Source organism: Streptomyces sp. NPDC005281 (assembly GCF_040607495.1).
Taxonomy (GTDB): domain Bacteria; phylum Actinomycetota; class Actinomycetes; order Streptomycetales; family Streptomycetaceae; genus Streptomyces.
Genome location: NZ_JBEXGX010000034.1, coordinates 43127 through 68763, shown reverse-complemented (window position 1 = coordinate 68763; position 25637 = coordinate 43127). Strand labels below are relative to the sequence as shown.

Annotated in this window: 20 protein-coding genes; 11 read left to right on the top strand and 9 right to left on the bottom strand. The window is 72.9% G+C overall.

What is annotated here, in order from left to right; genetic code table 11:
- Positions 1-72: 72 nt before the first annotated feature.
- The 4 genes from ABZV42_RS34765 to ABZV42_RS34750 form a co-directional block, all read right to left on the bottom strand.
- Positions 73-1707, bottom strand: coding sequence for a serine/threonine-protein kinase (locus tag ABZV42_RS34765; protein WP_355982373.1), 1635 nt, complete (start codon positions 1705-1707; stop codon positions 73-75).
- Positions 1708-1752: 45 nt separating this feature from the next.
- Complete coding sequence (locus ABZV42_RS34760; RefSeq protein WP_356055448.1) at positions 1753-3750, bottom strand: nickel transporter; 1998 nt, start codon at positions 3748-3750, stop codon at positions 1753-1755.
- Positions 3747-5639 (bottom strand): tetratricopeptide repeat protein, encoded by a 1893-nt coding sequence (locus ABZV42_RS34755; protein ID WP_356055446.1) that lies wholly within the window; start codon positions 5637-5639, stop codon positions 3747-3749. Before ABZV42_RS34755 ends, ABZV42_RS34760 begins: the two co-directional genes overlap by 4 nt.
- Before the next feature lie 110 nt (positions 5640-5749).
- A complete protein-coding gene (locus ABZV42_RS34750; protein WP_355982378.1) occupies positions 5750-7291 on the bottom strand; it encodes a DUF4331 domain-containing protein in 1542 nt (513 codons plus the stop codon).
- A 330-nt stretch (positions 7292-7621) separates the two neighbouring features.
- On the opposite strand from ABZV42_RS34750, the gene ABZV42_RS34745 reads away from it, so the two are divergent.
- The 3 genes from ABZV42_RS34745 (at position 7622) to ABZV42_RS34735 (ending at position 9393) form a co-directional block, all read left to right on the top strand.
- Complete coding sequence (locus ABZV42_RS34745) at positions 7622-8164, top strand: sigma-70 family RNA polymerase sigma factor (protein WP_355982380.1); 543 nt, start codon at positions 7622-7624, stop codon at positions 8162-8164.
- 55 nt (positions 8165-8219) lie between these two features.
- On the top strand, positions 8220-9008 hold the full coding sequence (locus tag ABZV42_RS34740) for an anti-sigma factor (protein ID WP_355982382.1): 789 nt from the start codon (positions 8220-8222) through the stop codon (positions 9006-9008).
- Between the two features lie 115 nt (positions 9009-9123).
- Positions 9124-9393: a hypothetical protein gene (locus ABZV42_RS34735; protein WP_355982384.1), complete on the top strand. Its 270-nt coding sequence runs from the start codon at positions 9124-9126 to the stop codon at positions 9391-9393.
- Between the two features lie 158 nt (positions 9394-9551).
- Here the strand turns inward: ABZV42_RS34735 and ABZV42_RS34730 are convergent, their stop codons facing one another.
- From ABZV42_RS34730 to hmgA, 4 genes are all read right to left on the bottom strand, one after another.
- Positions 9552-10760 (bottom strand): CaiB/BaiF CoA-transferase family protein, encoded by a 1209-nt coding sequence (locus ABZV42_RS34730; RefSeq protein WP_356055444.1) that lies wholly within the window; start codon positions 10758-10760, stop codon positions 9552-9554.
- 239 nt (positions 10761-10999) lie between these two features.
- Entirely contained in the window at positions 11000-12214 is a 1215-nt protein-coding gene (locus tag ABZV42_RS34725; RefSeq protein ID WP_356055442.1) for a type ISP restriction/modification enzyme, read from the bottom strand.
- Positions 12215-12255: 41 nt separating this feature from the next.
- On the bottom strand, positions 12256-13005 hold the full coding sequence (locus tag ABZV42_RS34720; protein WP_355982390.1) for a GntR family transcriptional regulator: 750 nt from the start codon (positions 13003-13005) through the stop codon (positions 12256-12258).
- Positions 13006-13054: 49 nt separating this feature from the next.
- Positions 13055-14395 (bottom strand): homogentisate 1,2-dioxygenase, encoded by a 1341-nt coding sequence (hmgA, locus tag ABZV42_RS34715; protein ID WP_355982392.1) that lies wholly within the window; start codon positions 14393-14395, stop codon positions 13055-13057.
- A gap of 192 nt (positions 14396-14587) precedes the next feature.
- On the opposite strand from hmgA, the gene ABZV42_RS34710 reads away from it, so the two are divergent.
- The 8 genes from ABZV42_RS34710 to ABZV42_RS34675 all read left to right on the top strand — a co-directional run bounded on the left by ABZV42_RS34710 (position 14588) and on the right by ABZV42_RS34675 (position 24387).
- Positions 14588-15169, top strand: coding sequence for a hypothetical protein (locus ABZV42_RS34710; protein WP_355982394.1), 582 nt, complete (start codon positions 14588-14590; stop codon positions 15167-15169).
- A gap of 170 nt (positions 15170-15339) precedes the next feature.
- Positions 15340-15957 (top strand): TetR/AcrR family transcriptional regulator, encoded by a 618-nt coding sequence (locus tag ABZV42_RS34705; RefSeq protein ID WP_356055440.1) that lies wholly within the window; start codon positions 15340-15342, stop codon positions 15955-15957.
- A 244-nt stretch (positions 15958-16201) separates the two neighbouring features.
- Positions 16202-18460 carry a molybdopterin oxidoreductase family protein gene (locus ABZV42_RS34700; protein WP_355982398.1) on the top strand — a complete coding sequence of 753 codons (2259 nt, stop codon included), beginning with the start codon at positions 16202-16204 and terminating at the stop codon, positions 18458-18460.
- A 200-nt stretch (positions 18461-18660) separates the two neighbouring features.
- Positions 18661-19425, top strand: coding sequence for a hypothetical protein (locus ABZV42_RS34695; RefSeq protein WP_355982400.1), 765 nt, complete (start codon positions 18661-18663; stop codon positions 19423-19425).
- Positions 19412-20188: a class F sortase gene (locus ABZV42_RS34690; protein ID WP_355982401.1), complete on the top strand. Its 777-nt coding sequence runs from the start codon at positions 19412-19414 to the stop codon at positions 20186-20188. Before ABZV42_RS34695 ends, ABZV42_RS34690 begins: the two co-directional genes overlap by 14 nt.
- A 240-nt stretch (positions 20189-20428) precedes the next feature.
- Positions 20429-21772: an ABC transporter ATP-binding protein gene (locus tag ABZV42_RS34685; protein ID WP_355982403.1), complete on the top strand. Its 1344-nt coding sequence runs from the start codon at positions 20429-20431 to the stop codon at positions 21770-21772.
- 133 nt (positions 21773-21905) lie between these two features.
- Positions 21906-23294, top strand: coding sequence for an aldehyde dehydrogenase family protein (locus ABZV42_RS34680; RefSeq protein ID WP_355982405.1), 1389 nt, complete (start codon positions 21906-21908; stop codon positions 23292-23294).
- Positions 23251-24387: a Zn-dependent alcohol dehydrogenase gene (locus ABZV42_RS34675; RefSeq protein ID WP_356055438.1), complete on the top strand. Its 1137-nt coding sequence runs from the start codon at positions 23251-23253 to the stop codon at positions 24385-24387. Before ABZV42_RS34680 ends, ABZV42_RS34675 begins: the two co-directional genes overlap by 44 nt.
- A 66-nt stretch (positions 24388-24453) precedes the next feature.
- On the opposite strand, the gene ABZV42_RS34670 is transcribed toward ABZV42_RS34675, so the two are convergent.
- Positions 24454-25536, bottom strand: coding sequence for a DMT family transporter (locus tag ABZV42_RS34670; protein WP_356055437.1), 1083 nt, complete (start codon positions 25534-25536; stop codon positions 24454-24456).
- Positions 25537-25637 lie beyond the last annotated feature (101 nt).

The window sequence follows — 25637 nt, the reverse complement described above, 5'->3', positions numbered from 1 at the left end:
CCGGAAACCTTCGAGAGAACGCCGTCCCGGCAGGGTGAACGCCCGCCCCGCCCAGGGACATCGCCTGCCCCGTCAGGGGGAGGCGGACACGGATGCGGAGGCCCCGTCCGTCGGGGTCTCCGTCACACATGTGATGGTGAACGGAACGGAGTTCGAGGTCACGCGCACCGGGCTGCGCACCTCCACGCTGATCGAGTTGGCGAACTCCCCGCTCGTGTCGTACGTGGTCGCCACCACCGTCTTCCGCTGAGTTCTGCCGCCGCCCGCGGGGAACGACAGCGTCTTCCAGCCCGCATCGGTCACCTCGCCGGTCCGCGTCACCCAGCGGTACTCGACATCCACCGGAACACGGCCCACCGTGAACGTCGCCGTGAACGAGGGAGCCTGTGTGCCGGGCGGCGGACAGGCTCCCTTGTAGTCGGTGTACTGACCCGAGACCGTCACCTGGACGGACTGCGCGGGCGGGGCGGTGGTCGAACTCCCGCCCCCAGGAGCGCTCTTGGAGGGGCTCCCGCCGGCGGTCGCACCGGTTGTCGCGCTCTCGCTCTTTCCGCCGCCCGAGGCCGTGCCGCCGTCCCCGGTGCCCCCACTGCCGCTGTTCGCCCGCCCGTTGTTCCCGGCGTCCCCGTTGTCCTTGTTCAGCAGGGCGTACGTCAGTCCGCCGAGGGCGAGCGCCAGCGCGAGCAGGCCCGCGATCAGGGCGAAGGCCGCCCGGCGATTGCGCTCGGGCTCCGCGGGGGTGGCCGAGGGCAGTGTCGCGGAGGGCGGGCCGAACCCCTGGGGCGGTGTCGGGGAGGAGGAACCCGGCAGGCCGAACACCCCGATCGTCGGGGCCTCGGAAGAGCGGGTCGCGGCGCCCAGGGGGCGCGTGGGCGCCGTACCGCCCGCCGCGACCACGCGCAGCTCGTGCTCGGCCGCCTCGGCGCTCGTCCGCTCGGCCGGGTCCTTTGCGAGCAGACCCTCGATGACGGGGGCGAGCGGACCCGCGCGACGCGGCGGCGGGAGCGGTTCGTCGACGATGGCCCTCAGGGTGCTCAGCGGAGTGGGCTGCCGGAAGGGCGAGTTGCCCTCGACCGCCGCGTACAGCAGCACCCCGAGCGACCACAGATCCGACTCGGGCCCGGGGGTGCGGCCCAACGCCCGCTCCGGCGCGAGGAATTCGGGCGATCCGATGACCTCGCCCGTCATGGTCAGGGCGGAGCTGCCCTCGACCGTCGCGATGCCGAAGTCCGTCAGGACGACCCGTCCGTCGTTCGACATCAGCACGTTGCCCGGTTTGACGTCCCGGTGCAGGACCCCCGCCTCGTGCGCGGCACGCAGCGCGGCGAGCACCTCGGCCCCGATGTGGGCGGCGCGCTGCGGGTCCAACGGCCCCTCGGCGTCCAGCAGATCGGAGAGCGCGATCCCGCGGATCAGCTCCATCACGATCCAGGGCCGGCCGTCCTGTGTGGCGACGTCGTACACCGTCACCACGTTCCGGTTGGAGACACGGGCGGCCGCCCACGCCTCCCGTTCCAGGCGCGCGTACATCCGCTCGACCTCGGACTGCGGAAGCCCGGCCGGGGCGCGGACCTCCTTCACCGCGACCTCGCGTTGCAGCACTTCGTCGCGGGCGCGCCACACCGTGCCCATGCCGCCCTCGCCCAACGGCGAGAGCAGGCGGTAGCGCCCCGCGATCACACGTTCACTGCCCGGGTCTTCGGACACGTGCGTCCCCCATTCGCATCCGCGCGATTTCTCCCCAAAAGTAGCTCAGCCGAGGACGGATGCCGCCCCCTTGAGCACCAATCCGGCCCCGAGAGCCACGACGATCAGCGCCGATCCGAGGGGCGCGGTCCTGCGGACCAGGAGCACGAGGCGTCCCTCGGCCCATTGCCGCCGTCCGGCCAGGGCGCGGTTCATGCCGCTGCCGAGCTTGACGACGGCGAACCCGGCCGCCGTCAGCGTCAGCGCGAGGCCCACGCCGTAGGCGAGCACGAGAAGAAGGCCGAACCACGCCTGTCCGAGCGCCGTGGCGCCCACGAGCACGACGACCGCCGACGGACTGGGGACCATTCCACCGGCGAAGCCGAGCAGGATCGTTCCGCGGACGGTGGGGGCGATCTCATGGGTGTGGGTGAAGCCGCCGTGGGTGTGTTCGAGGGCGGGGGAGTGGGGGGTGCCGCCCGAGCGGCGGTCGTGCCCGTGCCCGTGGTCATGACCGTTCTCGTGCCCGTGGTCATGACTGTGCCCGTGGTCGTGGTCGTGGCCATGAAGGTGCTGGTGGTCGTGGCCACGACCGTGCTCGTGCTGGTCACCGTGCTCGTGCCCGTGGTGGTGTGGTTGGTCGTGGGGCCGGGTTGCCGTCGCGGTCTCGGTCGCGGGGGGAGCGATCGTCGTGACGGACGCGGTGGCATGGGCCAGTACCAGGGGACGCGCCGCGTGATCGGTGTGCAGGTGCTGGGTGTCGTCCGCGTGGTCGTGGTCGTGCGCGTGGTCGTGTGTGTGCGGAGGGACGGGTGCGTGCTCGTGGTCGTGGCCGTGATCATGGGTATGGGCATGGGCATGGGCCGGTGCCCGGTCCTGGCCGTGCTCGTGCGCGTGACCGTCCCCGTGGGCGGACGCGTGGCCGCGGTCATGGTCGTGGTCGTGGTCGTGCGTGTGGCTCGTGTCGTGCCGATGTCCGTGATCGGGTGTGTGCCGCAGGTCGTGCCCGTGTGCCTGTGCGTGTGCGGCGGGTCGGCTGCGCCAGGCCCGTCGCAGGAGGGTGAGGCCGGCCCCGGTGACGAGGACGCCGCTGGACACGCCGAGCCAGGCGATCACGGAGGGGGTCGCCGCCGATCCCGCCGTGACCAGCAGGCCGAGCGCGACGACCCCGAGGGTGTGGGTGACGGTCACCGAGGCGGCCAGGGGCAGCACGTCCTTGAAGCGGGCCCGGCCCCCGCGCGCCGCCGCCGTCGCGGCCATCAGGGTCTTGCCGTGGCCTGGCGCGAGCGCGTGCATGGCACCCAGGCCGACGGAGATGACCAGGGCCAGTGCGGCGAAGCCGAAGGTGAGGTGATGGCGGGCCACCAGGTTGTTCAGGGCCTGGGTCCAGCGGTCGGCGCCGCGCGGGAGCACGGACGCGGCCGGAGCGTCGCGGTGCTCCTCGACGAGGGCGGGGCCGCCGGGGCGGATCCGCAGCGAGGCGGTGGCGGTGTCGGCGGGCGAGGAGAGCAGTGCCTTGGGGTACTGGGTGAGCTCCGACGAGACGGACTTGCGCGGTACGTCCGAGGAGGTGAGCGTCATCCGGTCGCCGCGGGCGGTGATCTCGCGCCAGCCGGGGCCGTGGTCGGCGCCCGCGCCGTGGAAGTCCACGGTGACCGTGTCCTTGCCGGACAGCGGCGCCGTCAGCCGGCACTCCACGCGGAGTGTGTGGAGTCCCGCCTGTCCCGGCCGCAGGCGTGCCCGGCTCGCCCCCGCGGTGAGCGTCACCGCACGCCCGTCCACCGTGACCTCGCTGCCGTGCGCGGCGGTCTCGCACCGCTGCCGGGCCCAGCCGGTCATGCCGAGCCGTTCGATGTCAGGCTCGGCCTGGGTGGCGGGGATCTCGGCCAGGTCCTCGACGTGATCGACGCGCAACTGCCCGGGGGCGGCGACGAGTCCGTCGTAGCGGTTGACGGTGAAGTTGCCCAGCGGATGCGCGCTCGCCGACCCGGCCGGGCCCAGCACGAGCGCGCACGCCGCGGTCAGGACCGTGCCGCAGAGGGCGAGCAGCCGGGGCGCCCTCACTTCGCGGCCTCCAGTGCCTTACGGGCCTCTCGGGCGCCCAGCGGAGAGAAGCCCGGGTTCAGGTCCAGGGCCGCCTTCAGTGCCGTGCGGCCCCGGTCGGTGTGGCCGGTGGCCCGCTCGATGACGCCGAGGTGGTAGAGGAAGGACGCGTTGCGGTAGTTCGTCGACGTGGCCCGGCGCGCGTATTGCAGGGCCTCCGTGTCACGGCCCGACACATGCAGGGCCCAGCCGAGCGCGTCCGCCGTGTGCACGGTGTGGCGGCGGGCCCACTCGGCTCGGGCCGCCGCCAGCGCGGCCTTGTGGTCGCCGTGGTCGGCGGCGGCCAGCGCGGTGTCGAGGTCGGCGTTGACGCCGTAGGCGTGGGCGAGGGAGATCCAGGCGCTCACCAGCCGGTACTGGTCCCGGGCCTTCCGGGCGTCGCCCGCCGCGCCACGGGCCTCGTACAACTCACCCAGTTCGACGAGCGGTTGGGGAAGCGGGTAGCGCTGCACGACCTGCTCCATCCCCTTGATCGCGGCCGCCCTGTCGCCCAGCGCCGCCTGGGTGCGGGCCCGGCCTTCGAGGGCGGGGAGGTAGTTGTCGTCGGCGGCGAGTGCTCGCGCGTAATAGGTGAGTGCCGAGTGGTAGTCGCCCTGGTTCCAGGCCAGTTGGCCGAGCGCGGACGTCACGTACGAGACGTCGCCGCGGCTGGTCGCCGTCGCGAGCGCCTGTTCCAGGACCCGGCGGGCGGTCTTCACGTCGCCGCGCAGCTCGTGGACGTAGGCGTACCGGGTGAACACGGGGACGCCCGGTCGCCGTGAGTCCGCCAGGTCGGCCGCCTTCGACGCCTCGTCGTAGCGCCCGAGTTCGACGAGAGCGTCGATGCGGGAGGACAGGGCGCGTTCGCTGTACGGGTTCTGCTTCAGCGCGAGGTCGGCGTACTTCAGGGCACCGGCGAAGTCGTGCCGGGCGGCCCCGAGGGCGGCCAGTCCGGCTAGGGCGGGATCGTAGTCGGGGCGCAGCTTCAGGGACCGCTCGAGCGCCTCCTGCGCCTGCGGGTAGCGCGAGGGGTCGCCCTTGGTGCGGGCCTGCTCGACATAGGCGAGGCCGAGCGTCGCCCAGCCTCCGAAGTCCTTGGACTGGGTACGGAGATGGGCCTGGAGGGAGAGGATGCTCGCGTCGAGGTCGCCGCTCGCGAGCAGCTGCGGTGACACGCCGTTCGACACCGCAGCGACGGCGGGAGTCGTCGCGCCGTCCCTCAGGGCGCCGAGCACCACCGCGCCCGCCGTCATGGCGACGGCCAACGCGGCCGCGCAGAAGCCGAGTTGTGCGGCCCGCCAGCGACGCTGTGACTGCGACAGCCGGCGCACGGCGGCCACCCGCTCGTCGACCGCGTCCGCGGCGCCCTCACCGGACGTGACACCGCCGGTGTCCCCGGAGGGGGCCGTCACGGGGGCTTCCCCGGCGGGGTCGGCTGCCGAAATATCGCCGGGGGCGGACGCGGGGACGGAGGCGGAGGCGGTTTCGCCGTCCGAGCCGTCCGAGCCGTCCGCCGAACCGTCCGAGCCGACTCCGGCATCCGTGTCGGCTGAGCCGTCCGCCGAGCTGGCGTAGGTGGCCGAGCCGACTCCGGCATCCACGTCGTCCGAGCCGTCAGCCGCGCCGGCCGAACTGGCCGAGCCGACCCCGGCATCCGCGTCGGCCGAGCCGACCTCGCCCGGCACGCCCGCCGAGCCGGCCGAGCCGACCCCGCCCGCCTCGCCCGCCGCCGAGGCGACCGCGCCCGACATCGTGTCCTCGGCCGGCGTCCTCTCCGTGGTCTTCTCGGCGGGCGTGGCTCCCACGGTGCTTTCGTCGGGCGTGGCCTTGTCGGCGTCCGGCGTCGCGTTGTCGTTCGTACGCGGGGACATGCCCTCTCCTCAAAGTCCTTGGCGAAACGGTAGTCGTGGGGGTGGGGGAGGCGCGGCCCGCACCGTGGGGGGTTGGACTGCGTGCGGGCCGCGCCGGTCGGTGAGCCGGGTCAGTAGGCCCGGTTGTACATCCGTCGTCGCCACCACAGCAGACCGGAGCCGATGAGCAGGATGCCGGCGGCACCCGCCGCGGCGGAGCCCGCGATCAGGACGGTGTTGGTTCCGCCGCCGGAGTTCGTCCCGGCGGGCTGAAGCGCGTCACCGAGCTGGCTGCGCACGTCGGTTCCGCTGGTCGTGCCCTTGGCGAGGGCGCCGCGCGAACCCGAGGTCGGCTCGGCGACGTACGGGAACGACTTCTCGAAGCTCTTGTCGTTCTTGTCGACGGCGTCGCCCAAGTCGTTCTTGGAGCCGACCAGTTCACCTTCGACGACCTGGAGCGAGGCGTCGATCACGTCGTCGGTGAGCCGGCGTCCGTTCGGGAAGCCCGCGTTGTCGCCGTCGAGGACACCGAGCCGCTTGGGATGCATGGTCGGCTTGATCGAGGTGTTGAGGCGCAGTTCCTCCGCCGGACGCACGTGCGGCGGCTGGTTGAGGCCCTTCACGCCCTTCAGGAACACGTCGACCAGGTCGTTGCGGGGCTCGGCCGGAGCCTTGATCTTGTAGATCGACTCGATGAGCTTCGGCAGCTCGGGGTTGGTGACGTTCTTCAGGAACTGGGCGTCGTCCCAGGGCGCGGACGCGTTGAACTTGTCCTTGTCCTTCTGCGGGTTGACGACCTCGTTGACCAGCGGCATGCCCAGACGGGAGACCTGGCGGTAGCGGCCGCGGGCGTCCTTGCGCTGCGTGGTGGACCAGATGCCGACGATCGGCTGTCCCGCCGACTCGCGGATCATGTCGTTCGGGACCTGGAGGGCTATGGAGTTGACGTTGTAGCCCTTGAGGGTGTCCCGCCCGACCTCGCTCAGGTTCCCGCCGTACAGCAGGTCGAAGACGCGCAGGTCCAGGAAGAACGGGTCGTCGGCCTGTCCGGCGAACGTCGTCGAGTTGCCGGCGAGCTTGGAGACCGCCTGGTAGCGCAGCTTGGCGTAGTCCGGCATCGACGCCTTGCCGACGTTGGACGGAGCGACCGGCACATCGTCCGCGACCTTGGTCCGCGACACCAGCCGCTGGTTGTGCAGCCGCAGCAGATCGATGTCGTACGTCTGCGTGATGTTCAGGTCGGGGTCGTCCAGGCTGGTGACCGGACCCGTGTTGTAGAGGAAGGTGTTGCCGTTCTTGCGATGCGTCTTGAAGGTGTAGCGGTAGATCAACTCACCTTGCGCGTCACCGTTGTTGTCGATGTGGATGTCGTACTGGGCGTCGTCGGCGAACGTGTAGAAGTTCGGGCCGCCGGCCGGCTCCTCGAAGGGAATCCAGTTCGCCACGATCGTCGTCGTGTCGGGCTTGTCCGGGCTGACGAACGCGTACACGTCCGTGTTGTCGTACTGGGGAGTGCCCGAGATCAGCGGGGCCTCCCGGTGGCTGGAGGCGGAGGCCGCCCCCGGCGCCAGCGCCGTCGCACCGGCGGCCGCGAGCCCCCCGGCAGCCAGCGCACCGCATACGAGGGTCACGAGAGTCCTGCGACCCGCGCCGCTCCTGGAGATAGGTGTCATGCCGTCCGTCCTCTGTCCAACTTGCCTGACGCACGCCATTCGGAGCGGTCGCCGGGGTGGATTGGTCGAATCCCAAACGTCTTTACGGCGGTTCCCCCAGCTTGTTTCATCGAGGGGCCGGGTTCTTTCCCGACGGGCACCCGGGCGGGTCGGCGTGAGACGTGCGTGACCCCCCGCCGCGGGCAGGGGACAGACCGGCCGCGGATCACACGAACTGATCGGTGCCGGACACGCGTTTTCGGCTCGCCGATCCGTAACCCATCCGTAGACAGGTTCGCTGCGAAGACGTAGGGGAAAGGACGGGCCGTGCACGGCCGGAGAGGGGGACGGGTGGAGGCTGACGAACTACTGGTACTGGTGGCCGGAGGCGACCAGAAGGCGTTCGAGGAGCTGTACGGACTGGTGTCCGGGCCGGTGTTCGGACTGGTGCGCCGCGTGGTGCGGGACCCGGCACAGTCGGAGGAGGTGTCGCAGGAGGTTCTGCTCGAACTCTGGCGCTCCGCACCGCGGTTCGACCCCAGGCGCGGCAGCGCACTGTCCTGGATCCTCACCCTCGCGCACCGCCGTGCCGTCGACCGGGTGCGCAGCGCCCGCGCCGCCACCGAGCGCGAGCAGCGCGAGGGGCAGCGCAACCACCGCCCCGCCTTCGACCAGGTCGCCGAGGAGGTCGAGGCCGGACTCGAACGCGAGTGGGTCCGCCGCTGTCTGGACCGGCTCACCGCCCTCCAGCGGCAGTCCGTCACCCTCGCCTACTACGACGGCTACACCTACCGTGAGGTCGCCGAGCGGCTCGCCCTGCCGCTGGGCACCGTCAAGACCCGTATGCGCGACGGGCTCACCCGCCTGCGTGAATGCCTGGGAGGGGTCGCGTGAACGTCGACGACCGCCTGCCGGGCCGTGATCCGAACGGAAGAGAGGGGGGTGCCGCATGAGCGTCCTCGACCGACTGCTGGGCCGCGATCTGCACTCCCTCGCCGCCCCCTATGCCCTCGACGCGTTGGAGAGCGAGGAGAAGCGCCGTTTCGAACGCCATCTGAAGGGCTGTGACCGATGTGCCGAGGAGGTAAGGGCGTTGACCGAGGACGCCGTACGGCTCGCCTGGTCCACCGCGGCGGTCCCGCCGGCCGTGCTGCGCGAGCGGGTGCTGACCGCCGTACGGACGACACCTCAGGAACCGGCCGCCCGGGACCTGTCCCACGCGCGGGCGTTCCGGCAGCCCACGCGTGCGCGTGCCCCCAGGTTCCGGCCGCTGTTCGCCCCGCTCGCCACCACCACGGCCGCCGCCGCACTCGTCGTCGCCGCGCTCTTCGCGGTGCAGGCGACCCAGGCGCGCGACGACCTGAACCAGGAGCGCGCCCAGGCACGTGAGATCGCCCACGTTCTCGCGGCTCCAGACGCCCGGGCGACCGGTGAACGGGACGCGCGGGGCCGCGGAATCGGAGTGGTGGCCTCCGCGTCGGAGCGGCGCGCCGTCGTGACACTGAGCGGACTCGGCACGCCCGCCGGCGGACGCGTCCATCAGCTGTGGCTCATGCGCCCCAACGAGAAACCGCGTTCTCTCGGCCTCTTCGACCACGACACGCCCCTCGTCGCCGGCGGTCTGACCAAGAACGCGACGTCACTCGCAGTGACGGTCGAACCTCATGGGGGCTCGGAACAGCCCACGACCTCGCCGGTTGTTCAACTCGCCCTGGAAACAGTTGGATTCGGAGAGTGACCGTCAACCCCCTTATGGGGAAGGTGAATCCTTTGTCCGAGATACACGCGCGCCACGAGGGGGCGATAGGGTTAGTCTGCCCGGGCCGGGTGGACTTGTACGGGTGGGGAGTGACATGGAACAGATAACAGTGCGCAGCAGGGCACGCGTCCCTGCGATCACGTGCGGGAGCAGCGCGACCAGTTCGCGCCTCGACCGACATCTCGCGGTGCTCGGCGGTCCCGCCATACCGCAGCGCGACACGGCCGAGGCGACGTCACTGATGCTCGAGCTCACGACTCGTGACCGCGCGCACGACAGCGGCTCCAGGGTCGCGCGCGTGCGGCGGGTCTCGCTGTTCGCGCCGCTCAGGCGGCTGCGCCGCTCGCTGTTCGGCGACCGCTGACCGGCTGTCGGCACCGGCCTTCCCGACCCGCGCTCCGGCGGCTCCACCGAACCGGCGCAACGCTGTCCCTCCGCGTCCGTCATCCCCACGGCGGGCAGCGGTGCCCGGTGATCACCACATCCGGAGCGCGGGTCATCACCGTCACCGAGCCGTGAGGCTCAGCGCACCACACCGTCCCGCCGCAGCTCGGCGACGTCCGTGTCCGTCATGCCCAGTGCCCGCAGCACCGCCCCCGTATGCTCACCGAGCCGCGGGACGGCTCCCATGCGCGACTCCTCCCCGCCCGGCAGCGTGATCGGAGGCAGGAGCGCCCGCAGCGGCCCGGCCGGCGTTCCGACGTCCCGCCATCTGTTCCTGGCCGCCAGCTGAGGATGCCCGGCCACCTCCGTCACGTCCCGCAGCCGTGCGCAGGCGATGCCCGCGGCCTCCAGCCGGGCCACCGCCTCGTCGGCGCCGAGCGCGCCCAGAGCCTTCGACACCAGCGCGTCCACCTGCTCCCGGCCGGCCACCCGCGCCGCGTTCGTGGCGAAGCGCGGATCGTCCGCCGCCTCGGGCAGCCCCACCACCTGCTGGGCGAGCCGCCGCCACTCCCGGTCGTTCTGCACCGACAGCAGCACCCGCCCGCCGTCAGCCGTCGAATAGACGTCGTAGGGGACGATGACGGCATGGGCCAGGCCGGTGCGGGCCGGCGGGGTTCCGCCGTGCATCGCGTGGTGCAGCGGATGCCCCATCCACTCCGCGAGCGCGTCCAGCATCGACACCTCGACCGGACCCCCGCGCCCGGTCGTGCCGCGCCGCACCAAAGCCGCGAGGACTCCCGAGAAGGCGTACATGGCCGCCGCGATGTCCGCGGCCGGGATGCCCGCCTTCACCGGCTGCTCGGGCGTCCCGGTCACCGACACGAGCCCCGCCTCGCACTGCACGAGCATGTCGTACGCGCGTTTGCCGGCGTACGGCCCCGACGGCCCGTATCCGGAGATGTCCACGGCGATCAGCCGGGGATGCTCGGCGCACAGCGTCGCCGCGTCCAGGCCCAGCCGGGCCGCCGCTCCCTGGGCGAGGTTCTGCACGAACACGTCCGCGTCCGCGACGAGCCGGCGTACGACATCGAGCCCGCGCGGGTCCTTCAGGTCGAGGGCGATGGACTCCTTGCCCCGGTTGCACCACACGAAATGCGAGGCCAGGCCCTGGGCCGCGGTGTCGTAGCCGCGGGCGAAGTCCCCGCCGTCGATCCGCTCGACCTTGACGACCCGGGCGCCGAGATCGGCGAGCTGCCGGGTCGCGAAGGGCGCGGCGACGGCTTGTTCGACGGCGACGACCGTGATGCCTTCGAGGGGCAGAGGCTCTGGCTGCATGCGATGGATCATGGCCCCTGGACATACTTTTGTCATGCACTGATTTCCGCGGAGCGAGCCGGCCGGCCTCGGCGGGCGGTCCTTGTACCGGCCGGTTGTCCTTGGCGGGCGGGCCCTCGACCACCCGGTTGTCTTCGGCGGGCAGTCCTTGTACCAGGCGCTTGTCGTCGGCCGGCGGGCCCTTGACCAGCCGGCCGGACGCGGTGGGTGGCCCCTGAACCAGCGTCCGTCACTCTCGGCGGGCGGGGCCCTTAGATCAGCGCGAACTGGCCCTCGGGTCCCTCTTCGTGGTGGTCGAGCACCGAGGCCGGGCGGCGAGCCGCGTCCGGGACCGGGAGCACTCCGGCCGTGCGCAGCTCCGTCCGGGTGATCGGCGCCCGTGGCTCCAACGCGTCCTGCTGGGGCCGGAGTTCGGCGAGGAGCGCGAGCACCGTGATGAGTTCGAGGAGTTCGGACGTCCACACCTGCGGCCAGCCCGCGGGGCCGATCGCCTCCAGCGTGCCCGGCTCTCCCGCCGCGGTCCTCGCCGCGACCCACTGCTCCAGCACGCGGACGCCGCCGACCTCGAAGTCCCAGGCCTCGGGCGGTACGGGCGAGATCCTGCCCTCACCGAGGTGCAGGCACTCCTCCTCGCGGTCGTAGTAGGGGCCGGTGATCAGGGTGCCCGTGGCCGTACGGGGCCCCTGGGGCGGCGATGACAGCGGCGCGCGCACGTACGGGCGCCGGCCGCCGGGGAGTTTGGGCCGCTCGCCGTCGTGTCGCATCAGCCGCAGCACGCGCCGGCCCAACTCGACGCCGTACGACCACACTTCGGGGTCGGCGGTGAGCGGGACCACGCAGCCGTCCCGGCCGTGCCGCGCGGCCGCCATCGTCCAGGCGAGGACATCGACGGGGGTGGGCGGGCGGCCGAGGCGCGAGCCGAGGTACTCCAACAGGCCCGGGGCCAGGTTCGGTTCACGGCCGCCGGGACGCCGGTAGAGCGGACGCACCCGCCCGCCGCGCCCGGCGCTCAGCGGCAGCACGGACGCGGCCAGCAGGGCCGGTCCGGACGTCTCGGGCACCGGGGTCTGCTCGACCGCGAACACCTGCTCCTCGCCCGCCACCCGCCACAGCTCGGGGCGGGCCGAGTCGATCAGCCTGTGGTCGGGAATCAGCCACTGCTCGTCGAAGGGCGCGCTCAGCACCCGGACCGGCGGCGGACAGGGGTCCGACGCCCGCCAGAGCCGGCCCGTCCCGCTGGACTGGCCCGGCAGCTGGGCGACGGCGGAGTGCGTGGTGCGCGCCCGCGTCGGCCCGAACAGCGTCTCGCGGTCAGCTCCTTCGGCCCGTACGAGGGCGTCCCAGCGGGCCTTCAGGGAGGCCGCGTCGGGGGCCGCCGGCCACCTCCGGCCCAGCCTCGGCGGTGCGACGGACCACGGCATGAGGTCCGCGAGCAGCGGAGCGGCGTCGGGCGTCACGCTCGGCATCGTACGACGCGGGCGCCGCTCGCCGTCCCCGTACGCCATCGTCAGTGGGCGTCGAGGGTGACCGTGAACGAGAAGCGGTCGCCCCGGTAGTGGATGACCGCCACGTCCAGTGCCTGCCCGTCCTGGCCGTGGATGACGCCCGTGTAGCGCAGGATCGGGCTGAGCAGCGGCACCTGGAGCAGACGCGCCGTCTCCGGGTCCGCGAGCGTGGCCTCCACCGTGTCGGTGATCCGGCTGATGCCGACCCCGAGCACGTCACGCAGCACCTTGGTCATCGGCCAGCGGATCAGATCCTCCCGGTCGATGCGGTCGGCCAGCTCGGGCCGCAGGTAGTTGCGCGCGTGGTTCGTCGGTTCGCCCGTCGCCTCGTCGCTGCGCAGCCGGTGGTACGTCGCCACCTCCTCCACATCCGGGAAGAATTCCACCAGTTCACCGGAAACGGGTGCTTTCCCCTGGTCCAGCAGCACGGTCGTCATGCCCGACTGCTGGGCCACGATCGCGTCCACCGAGCCGAGCAGCCGCACGGGCGTGCCCCGCCGGGCGCTCGGCTCGATGAACGTGCCCCGACGGCGGTGCCGGGTGATGAGCCCCTCGGTCTCCAGCTCCTTGAGCGCCTGCCGCATGGTCAGCACGCTCACCCCGTAGTGCCCCGCGAGCTGCTCCTCGGTGGGCAGCCTGAGGGGATCCTGGGGAGTGCGGCCGAGTATGGAGGCACGCAGGGACTGCGACACCTGATACCACAGCGGCAGCTTGCGGTTCAGGACGATCGAATCGGGAGCGAAGGAGGTCACGAGGGTATCCGTACCGGTCGCGGGCGTGGAAGGCAACGGCCGGTGCTGCTCAGCCGGCGGGACGGAAGTGCCGCCCGAGCCCCTTCCACACGTCGTCGTAGCCGCGCTGGAGGTGTTCCGCCCGCGCCGCCTGGGCCGTCGCGGCCACCGGCCAGCGCGTCTCGAACATGAAGGCGAGGCCGTCGTCGATCTTCTGCGGCTTCAGTTCGGCGGCGCTGGCGCGCTCGAACGTCTCCTGGTCGGGTCCGTGCGCCGACATCATGTTGTGCAGCGAGCCGCCGCCCGGCACGAAGCCCTCCGCCTTCGCGTCGTACGCGCCCTCGATGAGCCCCATGTACTCGCTCATCACGTTCCGGTGGAAGTACGGCGGCCGGAACGTGTCCTCGCCGACCAGCCAGCGCGGCGCGAACACGACGAAGTCGACACCGGCCAGCCCCGGGGTGTCCGACGGCGAGGTGAGCACCGTGAAGATCGAGGGGTCCGGGTGGTCGTAGCTGATCGAGCCGATCACATTGAAGCGGCGCAGGTCGTAGACGTACGGCACATGGTTGCCGTGCCAGGCGACGACGTCCAGCGGCGAGTGGTCGTACGTCGCCGTCCAGAGGTTGCCGCAGAACTTGTTCACCACCTCGACCGGGCCCTCGACGTCCTCGTACGCGGCGACCGGGGCGAGGAAGTCACGGGCGTTGGCGAGGCCGTTGGCGCCTATGGGGCCGAGGTCGGGCAGCTGGAAGGGTGCCCCGTAGTTCTCGCACACATAACCCCGGGCGCCGCCGCCCCGGCCGTCCTCCGGCGCGGGGTCCAGCAGCTCCACCCGGAAGCGGACCCCCCGGGGGATCAGCGCCACCTGCCCCGGCTCCACGTGCAGCAGCCCGAGCTCGGTGCGCAGCAGCAGGCCGCCGCGCTCCGGGACGATGAGCAGCTCGCCGTCGGCGTCGCTGAACACCCGCTCCATCGAGGCGTTGGCGTGGTAGAGGTGCACCGCGATCCCGGTGCGCTGACCGGCGTCGCCGTTGCCGCCGAGGGTCCACAGGCCCGCGAGGAAGTCGGTCCCGGCGGGGGGCTCCGGAAGCGGGTTCCAACGCAGCCGGTTCGGGTCGGGCACCGTCTCCGTGAACGGCGCCGAGCGCAGGTTGCCGTTGTCGGCGCGGGTGAACGCGGGGTGCGCGGCCGACGGCCGGATCCGGTACAGCCACGAACGACGGTTGGACGCCCTCGGCTCGGTGAACGCCGAGCCGCTCAGCTGCTCCGCGTACAGGCCGAGCGGTGCGCGCTGCGGCGCGTTGCGGCCGTGCGGCAGGGCCCCCGGGACCGCCTCCGAGCTGTGTTCGTTGCCGAATCCGGAGAGGTAGGCCGGCCCCTCGGCCGTCTTCCTCGCATCCCCGCTCATGATCGCTCCCTCGCGCCTGATTCCTATGTATCACCGTAGGATTCCGGCCCGCCCCGCGCAAGAGGCCGGCCGGGGTGGCGCGAGGGTTGGCCGGATTTGCCAGGGGACTAGTACTTCAGGGCGTACACGCGGTCCAAGAACCCCACTCCAGGGGGATCCGGCCGTAAGGGGCCTTGTTCTACGCTCCCGGACATGCGGTGGACGTGTGGACTGCTCACCGCGCTCGCGGTCTGCGCCCTGCTCGGCGGAGCCGCGGGCTGCGGCGCCGGTGATGCGCACGAGCGGGGGACCACGGTCTCCGCCTCGCCCGTGGGCACGTTGCTCGACAGGACGGACGAGGAGGGACGGCTCTACCGCGAGGTGGGCAGGAAGGGGGCACCCGAGGTCGCGATCGAGATCCAGCCGGACTCCGCCGACACCTGGGACGTGCGGCTGGCCGTCCGCAACTTCCGCTTCTCGCCCGCGGGTTCACGAACCGCGCCGGTCGCCGGACATGGCTTCGCCCGGCTCTACGTCGACGGCCGCGCCGTCGCCCGGCTGCGTACCGCCGAGTACCGCCTGGCCGGATACCTGGTGCCGCGCGGCACCCATCACATCACCGCGCGGCTGTACGCGGACGACGGCACCGTGTGGGCCGTCCACGGCAAGCCCGTCGAGAGCACGGCCGACATCACGGCCTCGGGTTCCGCCCCGGCGCCGGGCTCGGAATCGCCGAAACCCGAGGCGGCGGCCCCCGCCGCGGCGGCCGTGGTGGCCACGTCGGCGCAGGACTGACGCCCGCGACCTCACGGGCCGCGCCGGGCGGCACCTGCCCGACGCGCGTCGAGTGGCCGCGCTGCGTCGATGCCCCGCCGGAAGGTCGATGCCCCGCCGGAAATGAGTGGTCATGGCACGGAGCCGCGTACTCATGGGCGAGGTTCACCGGACCCCGGCGGAAAGGCATCATGAAGAACGTGCCCCATGCGACCTCGCTCCGCAGAGCGCCCGTACAGCGGCGTAGCGCAGAACGCCTGACCCGAATCCTCGACGCCTGTGCCGACCTCCTGGACGAGGTGGGCTACGACGGGCTGAGCACACGGGCCGTGGCCCAGCGTGCCGGTGTGCCCATCGGCTCCGTCTACCGCTTCTTCGGCAACAAGCGGGCGATGGCCGACGCGCTCGCCCAGCGCAACCTGGAGCTCTACACGGAGCGCGTCGCCCGGAGCCTGCTCGAGACGGACGGGGCGGGCTGGCGGGCCGCGATGGACGCGGTGCTCGACGAGTACCTCGCCATGAAGCGCACCGCGCCGGGCTTCTCCCTCGTCGACTTCGGCAACCAGATACCCGTCGGCGCCCGTTACGCCGAGCCCAACACCCGGGTCGCCGACCGGCTCACCGACCTGCTCTCCGGCTATCTCGACCGTGAACCCGACGACGATCTGCGCCGCTGTTTCCTGGTCGCCGTGGAGAGCGCCGACACCCTGGTCCACCTCGCCTTCCGGGTCGATCCCGCGGGGGACGAACGGATCATCGAGGAGACGCGCGAGCTGCTGCGGGCGTATCTCGCCAGGGTCCTCGACTGACCGGTCGGGCTCCGGGGCGCCCAAGGCCGGTCTCCCTGCCGAATTCCGGCCGAATCCCCGCCGGACGCGCCTGTCCGCTGCCTGGGGCGGCGAGGGTGAATGGCGCGTCGCCCGCGGGATGCGGCAGCCGCCGCCGCGCGGAATTGCGACCTGACCCCCGACGGACCCTCCCCACCGTGCGTACCGGTCGGTATGCTCGCTCGCGTCCGTGTGCCACCCAGGCCACCGCCCTCCGGGAGGACCCGTGTCCCGTACCTCCGGTACCACCCCCGACTCCCGAACCGCGCTGCGCGTCTGCCCCCTGTGCGAGGCCACCTGCGGGCTGACGCTGACCATCGAGGGCACCCGGGTGACCGGCGCCCGCGGTGACCGCGACGACGTGTTCAGCAAGGGCTTCATCTGCCCGAAGGGCGCCTCCTTCGGCGCCGCCGACGGCGACCCCGACCGGCTGAGCACCCCTCTCGTCCGTGAGAACGGCGAACTGCGCGAGGCCACCTGGGAGGAGGCCTTCGACGCGGTGGCCGCCGGACTGCGCCCGGTCGTCGAGCGGCACGGCCCGCACGCCGTCGGAGTCGTCCTCGGCAACCCGAACGTGCACACCATGGCCGGCGCCCTCTATCCGACCGTCCTGCTCGGCGCCCTGCGCACGCACAGCGTCTTCACCGCCTCCACGCTCGACCAGATGCCCAAGCACGTCTCCAGCGGCCTGCTGTTCGGCGACGCCAACGCGATCCCCGTGCCGGACCTGGACCACACCGACCACCTGCTGCTCATCGGCGCCAACCCGCTGGAGTCCAACGGGAGTCTGTGCACCGCCCCCGACTTCCCCGGCAAGCTCCGGGCGCTGCGGGCCCGCGGCGGCACGCTCACCGTCATCGACCCGCGCCGGACCCGCACCGCCAAGCTCGCCGACCGCCATGTGGCCATCCGCCCCGGCACCGACGCCATGCTCCTCGCGGCGATGGCGTACGTCCTGTTCGAGGAGAAGCTCGTCGACCTCGGCGCGCTCGCCCCGCACGTCCAGGGCGTCGACGAACTCCCGGACGCGCTGCGGGACTTCACTCCCGAGGCGGCGAGCGCCGCCTGCGACGTGGACGCCGGGACCATCAGGGAGCTGGCCCGCGAGCTGGCCGCCGCGCCCACCGCCGCCGTCTACGGCCGCATCGGCAGCTGCACCGTCCCGCACGGCACCCTGGCCAGTTGGCTGGTGGACGTCCTCAACATCCTCACCGGCAACCTCGACCGCCCCGGCGGCGCCCTCTTCCCGACGGCCGCCACCGACCGGAGCCCCCGCCCGGCGGGCCCCGGCCGCGGCTTCGCCCTCGGCCGCTGGCACAGCAGGGTGAGCCGGCACCCGGAGGCCAAGGGCGAACTGCCGCTGGCCGCACTGGCGGAGGAGATCGACACCCCGACCGAGGACGGCAGCCCGGTCCGTGCCGTCATCGTCGTCGCCGCCAACCCCGTCCTCTCCTCGCCCGACGGTCTCCGCCTCGACAAGGCGCTCGAATCGCTGGAGTTCATGGTCAGCGTCGACCCCTACCTGAACGAGACCTCGCGCCACGCCCATGTCGTGCTGCCGCCGCCCCCGCCCTCGCGCAGCGCGCACCACGACTTCGCGTTCAACACCCTCGCCGTCCGCAACCAGGTCCGCTACAACCGTCCCGCCGTCCCCCTGGAGGAGGGCCGGATGGCGGAGACCGAGATCCTCGCCCGGCTCGTCCTCGCCGCGACCGGCATGCACGGCGCCGACCCGTCGGCCGTGGACACCATGGTCATCGAGGGCACCCTCGGCAAGGCGGTCGAGGACACCGCCTCGCCTGTGCACGGACGCGACCCGCGTGAACTCGCCGCCGCCCTCACCGGCGAGAACGGCCCCGAGCGCCGGCTCGACCTGATGCTGCGCCTCGGCCCGTACGGCGACGGCTTCGGCGCGCACCCCGACGGTCTGACCCTGGACAGGCTGCTGGCCGACCCGCACGGCATCGACCTCGGACCGCTCTCCTCCTGCCTGCCGCGGCGGCTGAAGACGCGCAGTGGGAAGATCGAGCTGCTTCCCGGACCGATCGCCGGCGATCTGCCGCGTCTGCGGGACGCCCTGCTCGAACGCCCGGCGGCCGTCGTCCTGGTGGGCCGCCGGCATCTGCGCTCCAACAACAGCTGGATGCACAACGTCCCCGCGCTCACCGGCGGTTCCAACCGCTGCACCCTGCACATCCACCCCGACGACGCGGCCCGGCTGGGGCTCGCCGACGGGGCGCCCGTGCGCGTCAGGGGCGCCGGCGGGGAGGTGACCGCCCCGGCGGAGATCACCGACACCGTACGGCGCGGAGTGGTGAGCCTCCCGCACGGCTGGGGGCACGACCGCCCCGGCACCCGGATGAGCCACGCCGCCCTTGACCCCGGGGTCAACGTCAACCAGCTCCTGGACGGCTCGCTGCTCGACCCGCTGTCCGGGACGGCGGTCCTCAACGGGGTCCCCGTGGAACTGGCGGCCTGCCCCTGAGCGGTCCCGGATCGATCGACCTGGAGCCCCGGGCCGCCGCGGACGACCATGAGCCGCCGGGGCCCGGGGTGTCGTTGCGCCGGAAGGGCGATACCTGACGGGGGTACGGGCGTAGTTGCGCCCCTTCGCGGATCTTCTGTGAGAACTAGTCAGATGACCTGAAATTTGTATGAAAATCATCTGACTCGGAGGAATCCCGCATGTCCACCTCGTCCCACACCGTGCCACGTCGCGGCGCCGGCGCCCTCGCCGCCCTCGCGGTCGCGGGCACCGCTCTCCTCGGGGCCCCGGCCGCCGTCGCCGCCCCCGGTGACAACGGCGACGTCAAGGTCCACGACGCGAACACCCCGTTCGCAAACACGCGGGACGATCCGAAGGTGTGCCGCTTCTACCTCGACGGCTTCAACTTCGACGCCGGGCAGCAGATCACCTGGTCGATCGCGACCCAGCCCCCCACCACGCGCACCCCCGTCCTCGCGGGCACGCTGTCCACGTCCGACACCGGGCGGGCCGGGACCCGCATCTTCACGCTGCCCGACGGCCAGTACAAGCTGACCTGGAACTTCCAGGGCGTGAACGGCGCGGCCAAGAGCAAGGTCTTCAAGGTCGACTGCCCCGTCGGCGCTCCGACCCCGTCGCCGACCAGGACCGGCGGACCCAGCGGGACGCCCAGCCGGCAGAGCGGTCCGGGCGGTGGACCCGGCCCGAGTCGCTCGGGTGCTCCCGGCGGCGGCCCCGGCGGACAGCAGGCCGGTCAGGGCGGACAGCAAGGTGGCCCGGGCGGGCAGCAGGGCGGTCCCGGCGGACAGCGGGGCGGCCCCAACGGAGGACCCCCGGCGGGTGGCGGCGGTCTCGCCCACGAGCAGAACTTCTCGCCGGTGGCCGGTGCGGCGGCCGCGGGTCTCGTAGTGGCCGGGGGAGTCGTGTTCCTGCGGCTGCGCCGACGCAGCAATGGCGCCGCGTAGGCGACGGAGGCCCTGGTACCGGACGCGCGCCTACCGCCTGACGAGGACCCTCGGGGTCACCGTCGCGCTGGTGGTGGGCGGCGTCTGGTGGGCGGGGGACGGTGAGCCCGCCGCCACCGTGGCGTCCGGCGCCGTACCCGAGAACGGCGCCGCCTCCCGGGCCCCGGCCGGGGAGGCGGGCGCCGGGCACGCGGCGGACGCCCGCCCCGGCGGCGCCGCGCACGGCCGGCGGCACCCGTCCCCGGCCGCGGGCCGGCCAGCCGGACACACACCCCCGCCCGCCCCGCTGCCGCGCTCCCGGGCCGCCTCCCTGCGCATTCCCTCCCTCGGCGTCGACGCGCCGGTCATCGGTCTCCGCCTGGACCGCGGGCGACGGCTCACCGCGCCGCCCGTCGACGACCCGAAACCCGTCGGCTGGTACACCGACGGGCCCACGCCGGGCGAACGCGGCACGGCCCTCGCCGTCGGCCATCGCGACACCCGGACGGGCCCCGCCGTCTTCGCCCCGCTCGAACGGATCCGGGCCGGCGCGCGCGTCGAGGCCCGGCGCGTGGACGGACGGACCGCCGTCTACACGGTCTACGCCGTACGCACGTACGCGAAGTCCCAGTTCCCCGACCAGGAGGTGTACGGCGACCGGGGGCGCCCCGAACTGCGGCTGATCACCTGTGGCGGCGCCTACGACCGCGCCACCGGGTACGCGGCGAACGTCATCGCCTTCGCCCGTCTCACGGAGATCCGCGGCCGGGCCGGCGCCCGCTGAGCCGAACCGCGGCGAGGCGGACCGGGGTTCGGGCGGGCGCCCGCGCTGCCCGGCCCCGGCCGGAGCGGTATCCGATCGTCCGTTTCCGCCCGTACCGAACCCGCGCGTCCGATACCGCCATGTGTCTTCCCCCGGACGTGCGCGGTCCGTTAGCTTCCGTGACTCAAGGTCCCGTACGACCCGTACGGGACGACCGGCCGCGGAGCACCAGCGCCTTGCACGCCCCCGGGGGCACCTGTCATGACACGCGCCATCTCCCTGCACCACGTCAGCAAGTCGTACGCCCGCGGGCCCCGTGTGGTGGAACGGTTCTCGCTGGACATCCGGCCCGGCGAGTTCCTCGTGCTGCTCGGCCCCTCGGGCTGCGGCAAGTCGACCGTGCTGAGGATGATCGCGGGACTCGAGGAGGTCTCCGAGGGCGAGGTGCACCTCGACGGGGAGTACTCCAACGATCTGCCGCCCTCCGACCGGAACATGGCGATGGTGTTCCAGAACTTCGCCCTCTATCCGAGCATGACCAGCCGCGACAACATCGGCTTCCCGCTGCGCATCGAGTCGCCGGGCGCGGACCCCCGGGCCCGGGTCGACGCCACCGCCCGGATGCTCGGCATCCAGGACCTCCTCGACCGCTTCCCCAACCAGCTCTCCGGCGGCGAGCGCCAGCGCGTCGCGATGGGCCGGGCGATAGCGCGCCACCCCTCCGCGTTCCTGATGGACGAGCCGCTGTCCAACCTCGACGCCAAGCTCCGCAACCATCTGCGGGCCGAGATCTCCAAGCTCACCAGGGACCTGGGCGCCACCACGGTCTACGTCACCCACGACCAGGCCGAGGCCATGTCGCTCGGCGACCGGGTCGCCGTGATGCGCGGCGGAGTCCTCCAGCAACTGGGCACGCCCCGCACGGTCTACGGGCTGCCGGCGAACGTCTTCGTCGCCGCCTTCATCGGCACCCCGAGGATCAACCTGCTGCGCGGAGTCGTCCGGGCCCCGCTCGACGGCGCCATGACGATCAGTCTCGGCAAGCAGTACCTGCGTCTGCCCGAACCCCTTTGCCTGGACCACCAGTTGCTCCGGGTGCAGCAGGGCCGCGAGGTCATCGTCGGACTGCGCTCCGAGGCCATACGGCTCGCCAGGGCGTCCGAGGCGCGGCCCGGCGAGGTGGCGATCACCGGTCTGGTCGAGCACGTGGAGTTCCAGGGGCACGAGGTCCTCGTCCACTTCGACACCGGCTCGCGGCCCGCCTTCGTGCCCGACCTGGAGTCCCCGCGCCCGTCCCGTGCGACACGCCGGCGGCGCCGTGAGGGCACCGTCCTCGACCGGCTGCGGGGCCACGCCGGGGCGCTGCGGGCCGGGCCCGTCGTCGTCCTGGACCATCCCGCGGACGGCGAGGCCGATCACGACGGACAGACGCCGCCCGAGGGACGGCTGCCCGGCGATCTCGTCGTGCGCACCACACCCGACCTCGAACTCCGTCACGGCATGCAGATCCCGCTCCTCGTGGACCTCGCCCACCTGTTCGTCTTCGACCGGAGCGGCGAACGGATCTGCCCGGCACCGGACCGGCTGCCCGACCTGGACGAGTGACGTTCCCGGGCACGCCCGGAGCGGACGGTCGCGGGGTGACGGGACCCGCCGTGCGGCAGGTCACCCTGGCGCCGCAAAACTATCATCGCTAGTTTAGGTCCCGGACGACGCTGCCCCGCCCGGGAGGAACACGATGAAGGCACATGACGGCATGTACATCGACGGGGCATGGCGCCCTGCCGCCGGACGGGACACGATCGAGGTCGTGAACCCGGTGGACGAGCAGGTGATCGGCCACGTCCCGGCGGGCACGGCCCTGGACGTCGACGCCGCCGTGCGCGCCGCCCGCGCCGCGTTCCCCGGCTGGGCCGCGACCGCGCCCGCCGAACGGGCCGCCCGCCTCGCCGCCCTGCGGGACGTCCTGGCCGCCCGCAAGGACGAGATCGCCGAGACCGTCACCGCCGAGCTCGGAGCGCCGCTCACGTTCTCCCGGGCGGTGCACGCGGGCGTCCCGGTGCTGGTCGCCGGCTCCTACGCCGAGCTGGCGGCGACGTACGCCTTCGAGGAGAAGGTCGGCAACTCGACCGTCTACCAGGAGCCCGTCGGCGTCGTCGGCGCGATCACGCCCTGGAACTACCCGCTCCACCAGATCGTCGCCAAGGTCGCCCCCGCGCTCGCCGCGGGCTGCACCGTGGTGCTGAAGCCCGCCGAGGACACCCCGCTCACCGCCCAGCTGTTCGCCGAGGCCGTGGCCGAGGCGGGTGTCCCCGCCGGTGTCTTCAACCTGGTCACCGGCCTCGGCCCGGTCGCGGGCCAGGCGCTCGCCGAGCACCCCGACGTCGACCTCGTCTCCTTCACCGGCTCCACGGCCGTCGGCCGGCGGATCGGCGCGACCGCGGGCGCCGCCGTCAAGCGCGTGGCCCTCGAACTCGGCGGCAAGTCCGCCAACGTCATCCTGCCGAGCGCCGACCTCGCCAAGGCCGTGAACGTCGGCGTCGCCAACGTGATGTCCAACTCCGGCCAGACGTGCAGCGCCTGGACCCGCATGCTGGTCCCCGCCGACCGCTACGACGAGGCCGTCGAACTGGCCGCGGCCGCCGCCGCGAAGTACGCGGACCGCATCGGCCCCGTCGTCAACGCCACGCAGCGTGACCGGGTGCGCGGTTACATCGAGAAGGGCGTCGCCGAGGGCGCGCGGCTCGTCGCGGGCGGCCCCGAATCCCCGCGCGAACAGGGCTACTTCGTCGCTCCCACCGTCTTCGCCGACGTCACCGAGGGGATGACGATCGCCCAGGAGGAGATCTTCGGCCCGGTCCTGTCCATCCTGCGCTACGAGGACGAGGAGGACGCCCTGCGGATCGCCAACGGCACCGTGTACGGGCTCGCGGGCGCGGTGTGGGCCGGCGAGGAGTCCGAGGCGGTCGCCTTCGCACGGCAACTCGACACCGGCCAGGTCGACATCAACGGGGGACGCTTCAACCCCCTGGCCCCCTTCGGGGGTTACAAGCAGTCGGGCGTGGGGCGCGAACTCGGCGCCCATGGCCTGTCCGAGTACCTCCAGACCAAGTCCCTCCAGTTCTAGGAGCGTTCACGTGGTTCGCGCCGCCGTTCTGCCCGCCGTGGGTGCCCCGCTGGAGATCACCGGGATCGAACTCCCCGACCCGGGACCGGGCCAGGTCCGGGTGAGACTCGCCGCCGCCGGGGTCTGCCACTCCGACCTGTCCCTGTCCAACGGCACCATGCGGGTGCCGGTGCCCGCCGTGCTCGGCCACGAGGGCGCCGGCACCGTCGTCGCCGTCGGCGAGGGCGTCGGCCAGGTCGCGCCCGGCGACCGGGTCGTTCTCAACTGGGCCCCCTCCTGCGGGAGATGCCACGCCTGCTCGCTGGGCGAGGTGTGGCTGTGTGCCGACGCGCTGACCGGCGCGGGAACCGTGTACGCCCGTCGCGCCTCCGACGGGAGCGATCTGCACCCCGGCCTGAACGTCGCCGCGTTCGCGGAGGAGACAGTGGTTCCGGTCTCCTGCGTCCTGCCCGCCCCGGACGGCATCCCGCTCACCGAGGCCGCCCTGCTCGGCTGCGCCGTCCTGACCGGATACGGCGCCGTCCACCACTCCGCCAAGGTGCTGCCCGGCGAGACGGTCGCCGTGTTCGGGGTCGGCGGGGTCGGGCTCGCAGCCCTGCAAGCCGCCCGGATCGCGGGCGCGTCGAAGATCGTCGCGATCGACGTCTCGCCCGGGAAGGAGGCGCTCGCCCGCGAGGCCGGGGCCACCGACTACGTCATCGCCTCCGACACCACCGCCCGCGACATCCGCGCCCTCACCGGCAGGCAGGGCGTCGACGTAGCCGTCGAGTGCGTCGGCCGCGCCGTCACCATCCGTACGGCCTGGGAGTCGACCCGGCGCGGCGGCCGCACCACCGTCGTCGGCATCGGCGGCAAGGACCAGCAGGTCACGTTCAACGCCCTGGAGATCTTCCACTGGGGCCGGACCCTCGCGGGCTGCGTCTACGGCAACTCCGACCCGGCCCGCGATCTCCCGGTGCTAGCGGAACACGTCCGCGCGGGCCGCCTCGACCTCGGGAGCCTGGTCACCGACCGCATCGCCCTGGACGGCATCCCGGCGGCCTTCGACAACATGCTCGCGGGCAAGGGAGGCCGGGCGCTGGTGGTGTTCTAGGGCCTGTCCGACAATCCCTGGCCGGGCCCCCTCGGGGGAGGCGAGAGCGCCCGAGGCGGCCCGGAGTCACGGCTGTTCCGTCCGCTTCCCCGGCTCAGGGGCGGACGTGGGCGCCGGAGCACCGGCAGGAGCGGTGGCCGCGGTCCGGGCCGGCCCGGGAGCCGTACCGTGCCCGGCGTCCGGACCGGCATCGGGCCCCGCGTCCGGCCCGGCGGCACCCGGTTCGGGCGCGCTCGCCGAGGCCGGTCCTCCGCGCGGCCGGGAGCGCGACACGGCCACGCCCGCCAGGCACAGCACACCGCCCGCCAGGGTCAGCAGCCCGGGAACCTCGTCGAGGAAGAGCCAGGACATCAGCACCACCAGGGCGGGCACCGCGTACGTTGTCGCGCCCATACGGCTCGCGCTCGTCCGGGCGAGGGCGTACGCCCAGGTCGTGAACGCCAGCGCGGTCGGGAAGACGCCCAGATAGACCATGTCGAGCGTCGCCGTGAGGGGGGCGTGGGCCGCGTCGTGGACGAGCTGTCCCGCGAACGGCAGACACACCACGGCCCCGACCAGACAGCCGTAGGTCGTCACCTGGAGCACACTCGCGCGCCCGAGCGCCGGTTTCTGCGCGACGACCCCGGCGGCGTACGCGACGGCGGCGAGCAGGCACAGCACGACCCCGAGCACCGAGGAACCGCCGCCGCCGGACATCGACAGCCCCACCGCGACCGCTCCCGCGAACGACACCGCCATGCCGGCCAGCAGCCGCGGCGGCATCGCGTCCCCCAGCAGCCTGGCCCCGAGCAGGGCGATCAGGATCGGGCCGATGTTCACCACCAGCGCCGCCGTACCGGCGTCCACCTGCTGCTCACCCCAGTTCAGGGCGACCATGTAGAACCCGAACCACAGCACCCCGGATATCGCGATGCCGCGCCAGGCATCGCGCGGCGGCAGCCCCTCACCCCGTACGACGCACACGGCACCGAGCACCAGCGCCCCCGCCAGCAGCCGTCCGAGTGCCAGCGCGCCGGGCGAGTACGAGGCGCCCGCGCTGCGGATCGCGACGAACGCGGAGGCCCACAGTCCGACGGTGACGGTCGCCGCACCGGCTGCGAGCAACTGCGCACGCCGCCCGGGCGGCGCTACAGGGGAGGTGTTCATCATGCTCCTGAGACTAGGCGGGTCACCACGCCCGGGCTCGCGGATTTCGGACGCGCAGGTCGACGTGGGTCCGAGCCCGGTGGCCGGCCAGGAGCCGAGCCCGG

Excerpts from the sequence above, each read along its gene's own strand:
- ABZV42_RS34755 (WP_356055446.1), bottom strand. The coding sequence starts at position 5,639 with ATGTCCCCGCGTACGAACGACAACGCGACGCCGGACGCCGACAAGGCC.
- ABZV42_RS34750 (WP_355982378.1), bottom strand. The coding sequence starts at position 7,291 with ATGACACCTATCTCCAGGAGCGGCGCGGGTCGCAGGACTCTCGTGACC.
- ABZV42_RS34740 (WP_355982382.1), top strand. The coding sequence starts at position 8,220 with ATGAGCGTCCTCGACCGACTGCTGGGCCGCGATCTGCACTCCCTCGCC.
- ABZV42_RS34735 (WP_355982384.1), top strand. The coding sequence starts at position 9,124 with ATGGAACAGATAACAGTGCGCAGCAGGGCACGCGTCCCTGCGATCACG.
- ABZV42_RS34730 (WP_356055444.1), bottom strand. The coding sequence starts at position 10,760 with ATGATCCATCGCATGCAGCCAGAGCCTCTGCCCCTCGAAGGCATCACG.
- ABZV42_RS34725 (WP_356055442.1), bottom strand. The coding sequence starts at position 12,214 with ATGCCGAGCGTGACGCCCGACGCCGCTCCGCTGCTCGCGGACCTCATG.
- hmgA (WP_355982392.1), bottom strand. The coding sequence starts at position 14,395 with ATGAGCGGGGATGCGAGGAAGACGGCCGAGGGGCCGGCCTACCTCTCC.
- ABZV42_RS34710 (WP_355982394.1), top strand. The coding sequence starts at position 14,588 with ATGCGGTGGACGTGTGGACTGCTCACCGCGCTCGCGGTCTGCGCCCTG.
- ABZV42_RS34705 (WP_356055440.1), top strand. The coding sequence starts at position 15,340 with ATGAAGAACGTGCCCCATGCGACCTCGCTCCGCAGAGCGCCCGTACAG.
- ABZV42_RS34695 (WP_355982400.1), top strand. The coding sequence starts at position 18,661 with ATGTCCACCTCGTCCCACACCGTGCCACGTCGCGGCGCCGGCGCCCTC.
- ABZV42_RS34690 (WP_355982401.1), top strand. The coding sequence starts at position 19,412 with ATGGCGCCGCGTAGGCGACGGAGGCCCTGGTACCGGACGCGCGCCTAC.
- ABZV42_RS34685 (WP_355982403.1), top strand. The coding sequence starts at position 20,429 with ATGACACGCGCCATCTCCCTGCACCACGTCAGCAAGTCGTACGCCCGC.
- ABZV42_RS34680 (WP_355982405.1), top strand. The coding sequence starts at position 21,906 with ATGAAGGCACATGACGGCATGTACATCGACGGGGCATGGCGCCCTGCC.
- ABZV42_RS34675 (WP_356055438.1), top strand. The coding sequence starts at position 23,251 with ATGGCCTGTCCGAGTACCTCCAGACCAAGTCCCTCCAGTTCTAGGAGC.
- ABZV42_RS34670 (WP_356055437.1), bottom strand. The coding sequence starts at position 25,536 with ATGATGAACACCTCCCCTGTAGCGCCGCCCGGGCGGCGTGCGCAGTTG.